Here is a 12,607-nt window from a genome sequence, read left to right on the forward strand (position 1 = left end):
TCGAGGGGTAGACCGCGCACCTGCCGCGATCTCATCGGCCGGGGGCCGGTGGGCGCTCAGACCAGGCGGCGGGCCGTCGCCCAGCGGGTCAGCTCGTGGCGGTTGGAGAGCTGGAGCTTGCGCAGCACCGCCGAGACATGGGACTCCACCGTCTTGACGGAGATGAACAGCTGCTTCGCGATCTCCTTGTACGCGTAGCCGCGCGCGATCAGCCGCAGGACCTCGCGCTCGCGCTGGGTGAGGCGGTCCAGGTCCTCGTCCACCGGGGGTGCGTCCGTCGAGGCGAAGGCGTCGAGGACGAAGCCCGCGAGACGGGGCGAGAAGACCGCGTCGCCCTCCTGCACCCGGAAGATCGAGTTCACCAGGTCCGTGCCCGTGATCGTCTTCGTCACGTAGCCGCGCGCGCCGCCCCTGATGACGCCGATGACGTCCTCCGCCGCGTCCGACACCGACAGCGCGAGGAAGCGCACCGGATCCTCGGGCGCGGACATCAGGGACGCGCAGCGGCGCAGCACCTCCACTCCGCCGCCGCCCGGCAGGTGCACGTCGAGCAGGACCACCTCGGGGCGCGTCGCCGTGATGACCGTGACCGCCTGGTCGACGTCGGCCGCCTCGCCCACGACCTCGACGCCTGTCTCCTCCGTGCGGCCGATCTCGGCCTGCACGCCCGTGCGGAACATGCGGTGGTCGTCCACCAGGACGACGCGCACGCGGCGCGCTTCCGGTGCGTCGTCGCTGCTCATGCCTTGTCGCCCCTCGTTCGTGTCGATTCGTGTCCTGCCGGCGCCGAGGCGCCGCCCGCCGCGGGGCCCGCGCCCGTCTCGGCGGCCCGTTCCATCTCCAGCTCGACCACCGTGCCGCCCTCGGGCGCCGTCCGCAGCACCGCAGTGCCGCCGTTGCGCTTCATTCTGCCGATGATCGAACCCCGCACGCCCATCCGGTCGTCCGGCACGGCGTCGAGGTCGAAGCCGGGGCCCCTGTCCCGTACGGAGATGAACACGGTCCTGCCCTCGACCTCCGCGTACACCTGGACGGCGCCGCCCTCGCCACCGTACTTCGCCGCGTTGACCATGGCCTCGCGCGCGGCCTGGAGCTGTGCGCCGAGCTTCTCGTCCAGCGGGCAGTCGCCGACGACGACGACCTCGATGGGCACGCCGTGGTGGTCCTCGACCTCCGCCGCCGTCTTCTTCACGGCCTCGGCGAGCGTGTCGGGCTCCTGCGACTCGTCCTTGCCCGTGCCTTCCGGTTTGTAGAGCCACGCGCGCAGTTCCCGCTCCTGGGCGCGCGCGAGGCGCCGCACCTCGCCGCCGTCGTCGGCGTTGCGCTGGATCAGCGTCAGGGTGTGCAGCACGGAGTCGTGCACATGGGCGGCGACCTCCGCGCGCTCCTGCGCCCTGATCCGCATCAGCCGCTCCTCCGACAGGTCCTGCGTCATGCGGACGAGCCAGGGGCCGACGAGCAGGCCGACGCCGGCGACGACCGCGATCGACGCCGTCAGCACATTGCCGAACTGGGCCGCCGAGCCGCGCACCGCCACGAACACCGTCAGCCCGAGCCCCACCAGCGCGACGCCCGCGACGCCGCGCGCGGCCTGGAGGACCCGGCGGCGCCGCCCGATCTCCGTCCACCTGGCCCTGCGCGCGTTGTCCGCCTGGCGCCAGACCAGCACGAGCCCGACGCCGATCAGCAGCATCGGCCAGATGTAGCGCCCGGCGCCCGCCCGCCCCATGTTCACATTGCCGACGAAGATCGCCGCGCCGACGGCCAGCGCGACCAGCGCGAAGACCTGGCCCTTGTCGGGCTTGCGCAGCCTGCGCCTGCCGTCGCTCGTGGTCTCGAACAGCGACCGCGGCTCGGCGGCGGACGTGCCGCCGACACCGAGCGGCACGACGATCCAGAACACGGCGTACAGCAGCGCGCCGAGCCCCTGCGCGAAGAACAGCGCGAGGAACGCGAGCCGCACCCATACGACGGGGAGCCCGAGGTGGCCCGCGAGGCCGCGCGCCACACCGCCGAAAAAGCGGCCGTCCGCGCTGCGGTACAGCTTGCGCGGTGGCTGCTCCTCGGTTCCTGCGGCTCGGGGCGTGGCGGCGGCTGGCATGCTCCGATGGTCACACGGGTGGGCGGCCCCGGGCACGGGTTGGCGGCCGATATCAGGGACGTCGGGGGTCAATATCAGGGACGGCCCAGGGTCGATGCCGGTGGAGCGAAGGTTGCGGGGCCGCCACCATGGACTCATGACATCGCCGCCAGAGCACAGTGGGCACGGGGGGCCGGCCGGGGGCCCGCCCCCCGGCCGGGAGCCGCGCGGCCAGGAGCCGTCAGGACCCGGCCGCTCCCCCGGCAGCGGGCCCGGCCTCTCCCCCGGTCTCTCCTCCTCCGCCGGCTCCGGCGGCGGCTCCGGTGCTCACCTGGGCAAGGAGGGGGACGCCGAGGGGCGCGGCCCGCTCAGCCGCAGCCCCCGGCAGAAGGTCGTCGCGGGGGTGTGCGGCGGGCTCGGCCGGTATGCCGACGTGGATCCGGTCATCTTCCGCATCGTCATCGGCGTCCTCAGCGTCGCGGGCGGGTTGGGGATGATCTTCTACGGGTTCGCCTGGCTGCTCATTCCCCTGGAGGGTGAGGAGGAGAACGAGGGCAGGAAGATGCTCTCCGGCCGGGTGGACGGCGCCGGGCTCATCGCGGTGCTGCTCGCCCTCGTCGGATGCGGCCTCTTCCTCTCCATGCTCGGCAACGGCGGCACGCTCAGCTTCGCCACGATGCTGACGTGCGCGGTCGTCGCGTCCGCCGTCTGGTCGAAGCACCGGCGCACGAGGCCGGGCACGGGCCGTCCCCTCGACGCACGCGCGGCGCAGGCCGCGCCCGACGCCCCGCCGGAGACGAAGGCGCCGCCCGTGCCGGGCAGCCCCTCGTGGTGGCGGGACCCGATGGTCAAGGACGGCAACACGGGGCATTACGGCACCACGTACCTCTGGGGCCCGGAGGAGGCGCTGCGTTCCTCGCGCCGCGGCGCCACGCGGTCGAAGGGCGCGCGGCGCCGCGCCGTCCGATGGGCGCCGGCGTACGGGTACGGGGCGGAGGAGGCGGCGCGCGGGGTGTCGGGCGTGGCGGGCCTGCCCGACCTGTCGGACGTGCCGGGCCTGTCCGACGCGCCGCGCGGAGCGGTCGACGTCGGCGGTCTCGTCTTCGTCCTCGCGCTCGTCGCGGGCGGTCTCGGGGCGGGCCTGTCGTGGCACACGCATCCGCTCGGGCTCAGCCTCCAGATCGGGTTCGCCGCCGCGCTCGCGGTGCTGGGGCTCGGCCTCGCGGTGAGTGCCTTCCTCGGCCGTACGGGGTTCGGCACGATCTTCCTGACGGTGGTCACGACGCTGCTGCTCGCCGGGGCGACGGTGCTGCCGGGCGACATGACCACGCGGTGGACGGAGCACACGTGGCGTCCCACGACGGCGGCCGCCGTGGACGGCTCGTACCACCTGGGTTCCGGAGTCGGGACGCTCGACCTGACCGGGCTGCGGGTCCCGGCGGGCGAGACGGTGCGTACGTCGGCCAGGGTGGGCGGCGGCCGGCTGGAGGTACGGGTGCCGGACGGCGTGGCACTGGACATACGGGCGAAGACCGGGGTGGGCGAGATCCGCCTGCCCGGCGACACCGGATCGCGCGGCGGCGCGGTGGACCTGTCGCCGAACCACTCGGTGCACCGGACGTTCCCCGCGCGCCCGGCGGCGCGGAAGGCGCCGGCGCCGGGCAGGCTCGCCCTGACGCTCGACGTCGGGCTTGGAGAGGTGGAGGTGACCCGTGCTGCGTCATGAGGCGAGGCCGGGACGGCTGATCGCGGGGCTCGTCGCCATGGCGACGGCGGTGCTCTACGCGGGCGACGCGGCGGGCGCGTGGCACACGGCGTGGTTCACGGCGCTGCCGCTGCTGTGCGGCGGGCTGCTGGTGGCCGCGGTCGTGGGTGCGACGGTTCAGAGCGCGCGGCGGCGGCGCGCCCACAACGCGTCGAGCGAGAACACGGGCGCGCCGACGAGCACGAGCGGCAGCCAGGCCATCAGGTAGGCGAGGTCGTTGCCGTAGTAGTACGGGGTGGACTGCCAGCTCACGGTCAGCCAGAGGCTGAGCGAGATCAGGGCGCCGCCGGCCGCCGCGACGCGGCCGAGGACGCCGAGCAGGGTGCCGATGCCGACGGCCAGCTCGCCGAACGCGATGGCGTAGCCGAACCCGGCGGGGCTCTTGAGCGCGAGGTCGACGAGCGCGGGGATCGCGGCGCTGTCGTGCACGCCCCGCATCATGTCCCCGACCGAGCCGGCCCCGCTGGAGGCGAAGAACCCGCTGGTGGTGAGCTTGTCGATGCCCGCGTAGAGGAAGGTGATCCCGAGGAAGACCCGGAGCGGGAGCAGCGCGTACACCGGGGGTATCCCCCGCAGCCCGCGAGCGCGGCGCTCCCCGCCGCCGACCCGTCCCAAACTGTCCGTACGAAAGCCCTGTGCCATCGTGGCCCGCCTTCCTGTCCGCACCGGTGCCGCGAGGCCGGTCCCGCCCGCGAGCTTCCATAGTGCATACGCGTGCGAGGGCCCGAGCACTCACCCCCCAGGGCGGCGAACCACGGATACGGCCGGATTCTCAGCCGACTCTCAGGAAAGCCCGGCGGCGCAGGCGCCGCTGCGCGGGGCTACTCGCAGACCTGGATCATGACCTCGTTCGTCTCGACGCCGCCCGCCGTGACGACTCGCACGCCGACCGGGCCCGGCTCCACCTCGGCCGGTACCGGGACGGTCAGCAGGGCGTCCGACGGGTTCGCGAACCCGCCGGGTACCGGCACCAGCGGCACGTGGACGTGGACAGCGCCGATCCGGACGACCATGCGCGCGAGGCGGTCGGGGGTGGCGGCGCCCGGCGGCACGAAGCCCGAGCCGCGGATCTCGATGTCGTCGCCGGTCCTGATCGGCGCGTCGAGGTCGCCGGCCTCGCGGGCGCGGACGACCGACATCACCACGGGGCGGCCGCCCTCGGCGAACTTGCCCGCGAGGTAGGTGGCGGCGGACACCGCGAGCAGCAGGGCGGCCGCCCAGGGCAGGTCGGGCAGCTGGTCGGGGCGGCGTGCGAGGCGTACGGCGCACAGGACGACGGTGGCCGCGCCGACGAAGACGTAGCTCACGTCGGTGAGGCTGCCGCGCCGGTCGTCGTCGCACAGCAGGTCGGACAGGCGCGGCCGGTCGGCGCGCACCTTCTGCACGTGCCGGGTGGCGACGCGCGCGGCCACGATCACGCGGACGGCCACGGCGACCGCGCACACCACGGCGAGCGCCGTCAACAGCCCGCCGCCGTCGGCGAGTCGCAGGCCGGAGAGGATCTGGGCCCGGTCGGCGTGGTGGGAGGCGCCCGCGAGCCGGAGCGCCAGCACGAGCACCGAGAACACGGCGAGCAGCAGCCATGCGGAGGCGACCGTGCGCGAGGTGGAGAGGCGGTTGTCGTCGCCGATGAGCGGCGCGAGCAGGCCGCCGCGGCCGCGGTGCAGGGTGGCGGCCGCGGTGAGCAGCGCGCCGACGAGTACGCCCGCGATCAGCCCGGCCGTGCGGGCCGCGGTCCATCCCGCGCCGACCGCGGTGAGCGCCTGGACGAGTACGAGCACGACCACGCCGCCCCACACGGCGAACAGGGTCCACCGCCACACGGCGGACAGCCACGCCTCGCCGGCCTCGCGTCCGCGTTCGGCGACCGTACGGGCGGACTGCGTCAGCTCGTCCGACACCCACTGCCGCGAGGCGCTCGCGGAGTACTCGACGGCGGCGGGCAAGCCCTGGCCCGCGGCCAGTTCGTCGCGCTTGGCGAGGAACGCGGCGACGGCCCTCCGGTGTCCCTCACGCGCCCCGTGCGGGCAGTCGCCGCAGGTGCACCCGCCCTCGTGCGCCTCCGCACGCCCCGCAGCCTGCTGCACCGCCACGCCGAACGCCACCTCTCCCGCGGGGCCACTCTCCGGGCCCCGCCGCGCAACTCCGTTGGTATGACTGCGAATTCTGCCGCACCTACCGGGCGGTACCCGCCAACGGACGGCTGCGCATGGTGACGACATCGTCACGATCGGCCGCTGGACACGGGAAGACGGGGGAAACGGCCGGTCAGGATCACGCACCGGCCGACGGGCAGGGCACACGTCGCGTCAACGGCGTGACAGCCGGGTCACCCGAGCGAGAGCTTCCCGCGTCACTCCCACTCGATCGTGCCGGGCGGCTTGCTCGTCACGTCGACGACCACCCGGTTGACCTCCGCCACCTCGTTGGTGATGCGCGTGGAGATCTTCGCGAGCACGTCGTACGGCAGCCTGGACCAGTCGGCCGTCATCGCGTCCTCCGACGACACCGGGCGCAGCACGATCGGGTGGCCGTACGTGCGGCCGTCGCCCTGGACGCCGACCGAGCGCACGTCCGCGAGCAGCACGACGGGGCACTGCCAGATCTCGCGGTCGAGCCCGGCGGCCGTCAGCTCCTCGCGGGCGATCGCGTCCGCCTCGCGCAGCAGGTCGAGACGCGCGCGCGTGACCTCGCCGACGATCCGGATGCCGAGCCCGGGGCCGGGGAACGGCTGGCGCTGGACGATCTCGTCCGGCAGGCCGAGTTCCTGGCCGACCATCCGCACCTCGTCCTTGAACAGCTTGCGCAAGGGCTCGATCAGCTCGAACTCGATGTCGTCGGGCAGGCCGCCCACGTTGTGGTGGGACTTGATGTTCGCGGCGCCCGTGCCGCCGCCGGACTCGACGACGTCGGGGTAGAGCGTGCCCTGGACGAGGAAGGCGACGTCCTCGCCCTCGGCGCCCGCCTCCGCGACGATCTCGGCCTGCGCCTGCTCGAAGACGCGGATGAACTCGCGGCCGATGATCTTCCGCTTCTGCTCCGGGTCGGAGATCCCGGCGAGCGCGCCGAGGAACCGCTCGGACGCGTCGACCACCTTGAGCTGCACGCCCGTCGCCGCGACGAAGTCCTTCTCGACCTGCTCGGTCTCGCCCTTGCGCATCAGGCCGTGGTCCACGTACACGCAGGTCAGCTGCGTGCCGATGGCCTTCTGCACGAGCGCGGCCGCGACCGCGGAGTCCACGCCGCCCGACAGCCCGCAGATGGCGCGCTTGGAGCCGACCTGGGCGCGGATCAGCGCGACCTGCTCGTCCACGACGTTCGACGTGGTCCAGGTGGGCTCGATGCCGGCGCCGCGGTAGAGGAAGTGCTCAAGCACCTGCTGCCCGTAGGTCGAGTGCATGACCTCGGGGTGGTGCTGGACGCCGTAGAGCTTCTTCTCGTCGTTCTCGAACGCGGCGACCGGCACCACGTCCGTGGACGCCGTGACGGTGAAGCCGGCGGGCGCGGCCGAGCACGTGTCGCCGTGGGACATCCACACGGACTGCTCGTCCGGCGTGCCCTCGAAGAGCGTGGATCCCGGCTTGGACACGTGCAGGGGGGTGCCGCCGTACTCACGCGCGCCGGTGGCCTCGACCGTGCCGCCGAGTGCCGTCGCCATCAACTGGAAGCCGTAGCACATGCCGAAGACCGGCACACCCGCCTCGAACAGCGCCTTGTCCAGGCGCGGCGCGCCCTGCGCGTACACGGACGACGGGCCGCCGGAGAGGATGACCGCCCTCGGCTTCTTCGCCAGCATCTCGGCCACCGGCATCGTCGACGGCACGATCTCGCTGTAGACCCGGGCCTCGCGGACGCGGCGGGCGATGAGCTGGGCGTACTGCGCCCCGAAGTCCACGACCAGGACCGTGTCCTCGTGGATGTTGTCGGCGGCGGTGGGTGGTGCTGCTGGCACGGGGCGGCCTTCCGGCGGTATGGCGGGGTGGTCGGTCGGTACCCCCGATTCTACCGGCGCGCGGCGGCGGGCCGTCCGTCCCGCCGGCCCCCGGCCCTCCGCCCCGCCGACCGTCCGGGCGTCTCATCATCCGGGCGCGTTGTTGGCCCTCGGCGCCCGAGGGGGCCATACTGCTGCCATGCGCGAGCACTCGACCTTCGTCTTTACCTATGGCACCGGCCAGTCCGGGTGCCAGGGGTCGTGCTGCTTGCGCTGACAAGCGACTTCCGAAAGCGCCCCGGACCGGCAAGGTCCGGGGCGCTTCCGCATTCCGGCCCGTACCCGCCTCCGGGGCACCCCGCCCACCCGAGGAGCACCCGCCATGACCGCCTCCAGTACCCCTGCCACCCCTGGCGCACCTGCCGCCCCTGCCGCCCAGGCCGCACCTGTGGCCGCGAGCAATGCCACCGGCGCGCACAGCCACGAGGCCACCTCCGTGATCGAGGGGGCACGCGGACGCATCGACAGCCTGGACGACCGCATCATCGGCCTCATCCAGGAGCGGATGGCGGTGTCGGCCGCCATCCAGCAGGCGCGCATGTCGTCGGGCGGCCGCCGCGTCAACATCGCGCGCGAGAACGAGATCCTGGCCCGCTACAGCACGGCCCTCGGCAAGCCCGGCGCGCCCCTGGCGCTCACGCTCCTCGAACTGTCCCGGGGCCGTATCTGAGTTCGAGCAAGGCGTGTGCGCACCACTCACCCGTACGGCGCGTGACCGGGCCTCCCGCGCCCTCGTTGGTCCATGCGTCCGTGCCGGCCAGGTACGGCACCCGGCAGTAACCAGCCGCACCCACGCGTGGCTCTGCCGGGGCGTGTGGCGTGCCTGCGGTACGCCGTGGGACCGCGCCCCGGTGCCGGTGACCGGACAGCAGGGGACAGCAGCCCGGTCACTCAGGTCGACCGGTCCCGGGGACGCCCGGGCCCGGTCGCACCCGCATCCCCCGCGCCCCTCCTCCCTCTCTTCCGCACTCGCGTGCACAGCCGCCCCACAGGAACGTGACGCAGTTCACATGCTGTTCCTGTGAGTTCGATGGCAACCATCTACGCGTGTCGCGGGTCTTGCATGCGTTGACCCGGCAACGGGACGCTGCACTCGGAGGGGGGTGCAGCGTCCCTTGCGGTGGTCTCTCTCGGCGGCGGGTCTCACGCCTTCTTTCGCGCCGGCACCTTCGGTACCTCCACGAACGGCAGCCGCAGCGCCCCGAACGCGCCGGCCGGCACCGCCGGCTTCTGCGGCTCCACCGCTCCCAGCCGCACGTACGCCGCGCCCTGCGCGGGACGCGTGTCCTCGTCGCCGTTGTTCGGCCACAGCGACATCGCGCGCTCGGCCTGCGCCGTGATCGTCAGCGCCGGGTTGACCCCGAGGTTCGCGGAGACGGCCGAGCCGTCCACCACCGAGATCCCCGGATGCCCGTACAGGCGGTGGTAGGGGTCGATGACGCCCTCGTCCGCCGACGCGCCGATCGGGCAGCCGCCGAGGAAGTGCGCGGTCAGCGGCGTGCCCATCAGCTCGCCGACGTTGCTGCCGGGGAAGCCGCCTATCTCCTCGGCGATGAGGGACGCGGCGCGCGACGCCTCCGGGATCTGCTTCGGGTTCGGCTCACCGCGCCCCTGGCGCGCGGTCAGCAGGCCCTTTCCCGGTCCGCTCGGCTTGAGGTAGGTGGTCAGGGAGTTGTCCAGCGACTGCATGACGAGGCCGATGATCGTCCTCTCCGACCAGTGCCGGTTCGACAGCGACCGCGCCACAAGCGCGGGGTGGCGCAGCGCGCTGCCGAGCCAGGCGCGCACGCGGTGGTCGCTGTGCGGCACCTGGAGGATCGACAGCGCGCCCATGGCGTTGGACCCCTTGCCGTAGCGCACCGGCTCGACGTGCGTGTGGCGGTCCGGATACATGGACGACGTGATCGCCACGCCCTGTGTGAAGTCGGCGCGTTCGGCGCCGTGGCGCTCGCGGTAGCGGCGGTCGTCGGTCTGCGCGCCGACCAGCGCCTCGGAGTTCGTGCGGGTGAGCTCGCCGAGCCGGGGCGAGAGGCGCGGCAGCAGCGACCTGTCGCGCATCGTGTGCAGCAGGGTCTGGGTGCCGTACGTGCCCGCCGCGATCACCACGTACCTGGCCCTGAGCGTCCGGTACGCGCCCCGCTTGCGGCGGGTCCCCGTCGGCACGGTGACGACGCGGTGGCCGCCGTTCTCGGCCTCCGTCACGGCGGCGACGGTCGTCATGGGGTGGATGACCGCGCCGGCGCGCTCCGCCAGGTAGAGGTAGTTCTCGGTGACCATGTTCTTGGCGCCGTGGCGGCAGCCGGTCATGCACTCGCCGCACTCGGTGCAGGCGGCGCGTTCCGGGCCCGCGCCGCCGAAGTAGGGGTCGGCGACCGGCGTTCCGGGCGCGACAGCCGCCGCGGCTTCGGGCTGCTCGGCGCCGGTGCCGGTGCCCTCATCCGGGCCCGCGTCCCTGCCGTCGCCGAAGAAGACGCCCACCGGCGCGAGGGTGAACGTGTCGCCGACCCCCATCGCCTCGGCCGCCGCCTTCAGGTGCACGTCGGACGGCGTCATCGTCGGGTTGGTGCGCACGCCGAGCATCCTGCGCGCCTGGTCGTAGTAGGGCGCGAGCTCCTCGCGCCAGTCGGTGATCGACGCCCACTGCGGGTCGGCGAAGAACGCGGCCGGCGGCACGTACAGCGTGTTGGCGTAGTTGAGTGAACCGCCGCCGACGCCCGCGCCCGCGAGGACCATCACGTTGCCCAGCAGGTGCACGCGCTGGATGCCGTAGAGGCCGAGCGCGGGCGCCCACAGGTAGTTCTTCACGTCCCAGGAGTTCCTGGGCAGCGTGTCGCGGGTGAAGCGGCGCCCGGCCTCGACGACGCCGACCCGGTAGCCCTTCTCCGTCAGCCGCAGCGCGGCCACCGCGCCGCCGAACCCGGAACCGACCACGACGACGTCGTAGTCGAACGGGTCGGTGCCGCTGCCTGCCTTCCGGTCGTCCCTCTCGTCGTCCTCGTGGTCGTGCCGGTCCGTGGGCAAACCGTCAGCCTCCCTGGTCAGCGCAGCCGCAGTGCCTTCATCGCCCGCAGGCCGCGGCTCATCAACCGCGCGTACGCCTCGTCGTCCATGCCGAACGAGGGGGCCAGCGGCACCAGGCGCTGGCGTGCCACCGTCTGGGCCTCGGTGAACTTGAGGATCCCCTCGGCGCCGTGGCGGCGGCCGAGGCCGGAGTCCTTCATGCCGCCCATGGGCGACCTGACGCTGGCATAGGCGGCCGCGTACCCCTCGTTGACGTTGACCGTGCCGGTCAGCAGCCGCTCCGCGACGGCCTCGCCGTGCCGTGCGCTCTTCGACCACACGCTCGCGTTCAGCCCGTACGCGCCCTCGTTGGCGCGCGCGATCGCCTCGTCCTCGTCGCGGAAGCGGTAGACGGAGACGACGGGCCCGAACGTCTCGTCGGCGCAGACGGCCATCGGGGCCGTGACGCCGTCGAGGATCGTCGGCTCGTAGAAGTACGGGCCTATCTCCGGCCGGGCGACGCCGCCCGCGAGGACGGTGGCGCCCTTGGCGACGGCGTCCTCGACGTGCGCGCTGACCGCCTTGAGCTGGCGTTCCCCGGCGAGCGAGCCCATGTCCGCGCCGTACGCGAGGCAGGCGCCGAGCCGCATCGCCCGCGTACGGGCGGCGAAGCGCGACACGAAGGCGTCGGCGACCGACTCGTGGACGTACAGCCGCTCCATGGACACGCACAGCTGGCCCGCGGAGGAGAAGCAGGCGCGTACCGCGCACGCGGCCGCCTTCTCCACGTCGGCGTCGTCCAGCACGAGCATCGCGTTCTTGCCGCCGAGTTCGAGCGAGACGCCGACGAGACGGTCGGCGGCGCCGCGCGCGACCTCGCGTCCTGTGCGGGTGGAGCCGGTGAACGACACGTAGTCGGCGTGGCGCACCACCTCGGGTCCGACGACCGGGCCCTCGCCGATGACCACCTGGAACACGCCGGGGTCCATGCCGGCCTCGATCAGCAGCTCGCGCGCCCACAGCGCGGTCAGCGCCGTCTCGGTGTCCGGCTTCATGACGACGGCGTTGCCCGCGACGAAGGCGGGCAGCGCGTCGCCGACGGAGAGTTCGAGCGGGTAGTTCCACGGCACGATCTGCCCGACGACGCCCTTCGGCCTGCGCGCCTCGGTGACCCTGGTCAGCGCGGGCAGGACACCGACGTGGCGGCGCGGCCCGAGGTACGTGTGGGCGGCGCGCCCGTAGTGCCTGGCCTCGACGGCGAGGCCCTGGACCTCCTCGTGCGCGTGCGCCCTGGCCTTGCCCGTCTCCAGCTGGATCAGGTCGAGCACCTCGCTCTGCCGGTCGAGCAGCAGGTCGTGGAAGCGCAGCAGGACGGCCGCGCGGCGGCGCACGGGCAGCGCGGCCCACCGCGTCTGCGCCGCACGGGCGAGCGCATAGGCCTTCTCGACGTCGGAGGCGGAGGACTCCGGCAGTTCGGCCAGCACCTCGCCGGTGTACGGGGTGTGGCTCGCGGTGCGGCCGGAGCCGGTCACACCGCGGGCGAGCCGCGCCACCAGCTCGGGGGTGACGACGTCGGACGCGGTGCGGGTGCCGGCGGGCGCCTGGGCCACCGGGTTGGTGGGGCCGCCGCCGTCCGTACGGGCCGCGGCAGCCGCCTCCGGGGGCTCGGCCGCCGTCGGCTTCGTCGACTTTGAGTCCGTCATGGCGCGAGCGTATTCCGCATCACCGGCTTTGGGTACCCGGCGGTAACCTTCTTCACCGCGCACGCACA

The 12,607-nt window shown here is 73.5% G+C and carries 9 protein-coding genes and 1 pseudogene; 3 read left to right on the top strand and 7 right to left on the bottom strand.

Annotation, left to right across the window (positions count from 1 at the left end; all coding sequences use genetic code 11):
• Positions 1–56: 56 nt before the first annotated feature.
• Positions 57–743: a LuxR C-terminal-related transcriptional regulator gene (locus IH48_RS0114850; protein ID WP_030903680.1), complete on the bottom strand. Its 687-nt coding sequence runs from the start codon at positions 741–743 to the stop codon at positions 57–59.
• Positions 744–820: 77 nt separating this feature from the next.
• Positions 821–2,101 (bottom strand): annotated as a pseudogene (locus IH48_RS0114855) (PspC domain-containing protein); the annotation flags it as partial.
• A gap of 136 nt (positions 2,102–2,237) precedes the next feature.
• Between IH48_RS0114855 and IH48_RS0114860 the strand changes: the two are divergent.
• Together IH48_RS0114860 and IH48_RS0114865 are read left to right on the top strand one after the other, a co-directional pair.
• Positions 2,238–3,806, top strand: coding sequence for a PspC domain-containing protein (locus IH48_RS0114860; RefSeq protein ID WP_078849733.1), 1,569 nt, complete (start codon positions 2,238–2,240; stop codon positions 3,804–3,806).
• Positions 3,793–4,053, top strand: coding sequence for a hypothetical protein (locus tag IH48_RS0114865; RefSeq protein ID WP_030903683.1), 261 nt, complete (start codon positions 3,793–3,795; stop codon positions 4,051–4,053). The genes IH48_RS0114860 and IH48_RS0114865 overlap by 14 nt, the downstream gene beginning before the upstream one ends.
• On the opposite strand, the gene IH48_RS0114870 is transcribed toward IH48_RS0114865, so the two are convergent.
• The 3 genes from IH48_RS0114870 to guaA form a co-directional block, all read right to left on the bottom strand.
• On the bottom strand, positions 3,963–4,487 hold the full coding sequence (locus tag IH48_RS0114870) for a DoxX family protein (protein ID WP_030903684.1): 525 nt from the start codon (positions 4,485–4,487) through the stop codon (positions 3,963–3,965). The genes IH48_RS0114865 and IH48_RS0114870 overlap by 91 nt on opposite strands.
• Before the next feature lie 179 nt (positions 4,488–4,666).
• Positions 4,667–5,938 carry a hypothetical protein gene (locus IH48_RS0114875; protein ID WP_030903685.1) on the bottom strand — a complete coding sequence of 424 codons (1,272 nt, stop codon included), beginning with the start codon at positions 5,936–5,938 and terminating at the stop codon, positions 4,667–4,669.
• Positions 5,939–6,198: 260 nt separating this feature from the next.
• Positions 6,199–7,797 (bottom strand): glutamine-hydrolyzing GMP synthase, encoded by a 1,599-nt coding sequence (gene guaA, locus IH48_RS0114880; protein WP_030903686.1) that lies wholly within the window; start codon positions 7,795–7,797, stop codon positions 6,199–6,201.
• A gap of 361 nt (positions 7,798–8,158) precedes the next feature.
• Between guaA and IH48_RS0114885 the strand changes: the two genes are divergently transcribed.
• Positions 8,159–8,506, top strand: a complete 348-nt coding sequence (locus IH48_RS0114885) for a chorismate mutase (RefSeq protein ID WP_078849734.1) — start codon at positions 8,159–8,161, stop codon at positions 8,504–8,506.
• Between the two features lie 473 nt (positions 8,507–8,979).
• Here the strand turns inward: IH48_RS0114885 and IH48_RS0114890 are convergent, their stop codons facing one another.
• Entirely contained in the window at positions 8,980–10,767 is a 1,788-nt protein-coding gene (locus IH48_RS0114890; RefSeq protein ID WP_234434273.1) for a GMC oxidoreductase, read from the bottom strand.
• Between the two features lie 107 nt (positions 10,768–10,874).
• Complete coding sequence (locus tag IH48_RS0114895; RefSeq protein WP_030903691.1) at positions 10,875–12,539, bottom strand: succinic semialdehyde dehydrogenase; 1,665 nt, start codon at positions 12,537–12,539, stop codon at positions 10,875–10,877.
• Positions 12,540–12,607: the final 68 nt, after the last annotated feature.

The sequence above is a fragment of the Streptomyces sp. NRRL F-5126 genome (assembly GCF_000721265.1).
Classification (GTDB): domain Bacteria; phylum Actinomycetota; class Actinomycetes; order Streptomycetales; family Streptomycetaceae; genus Streptomyces.

What these genes read in the sequence shown, in the direction of transcription:
- IH48_RS0114885 (WP_078849734.1), top strand. Translation starts at nt 8,159, where the DNA reads ATGACCGCCTCCAGTACCCCTGCCACCCCTGGCGCACCTGCCGCCCCT.
- IH48_RS0114850 (WP_030903680.1), bottom strand. Translation starts at nt 743, where the DNA reads ATGAGCAGCGACGACGCACCGGAAGCGCGCCGCGTGCGCGTCGTCCTG.
- IH48_RS0114870 (WP_030903684.1), bottom strand. Translation starts at nt 4,487, where the DNA reads ATGGCACAGGGCTTTCGTACGGACAGTTTGGGACGGGTCGGCGGCGGG.
- IH48_RS0114895 (WP_030903691.1), bottom strand. Translation starts at nt 12,539, where the DNA reads ATGACGGACTCAAAGTCGACGAAGCCGACGGCGGCCGAGCCCCCGGAG.
- IH48_RS0114860 (WP_078849733.1), top strand. Translation starts at nt 2,238, where the DNA reads ATGACATCGCCGCCAGAGCACAGTGGGCACGGGGGGCCGGCCGGGGGC.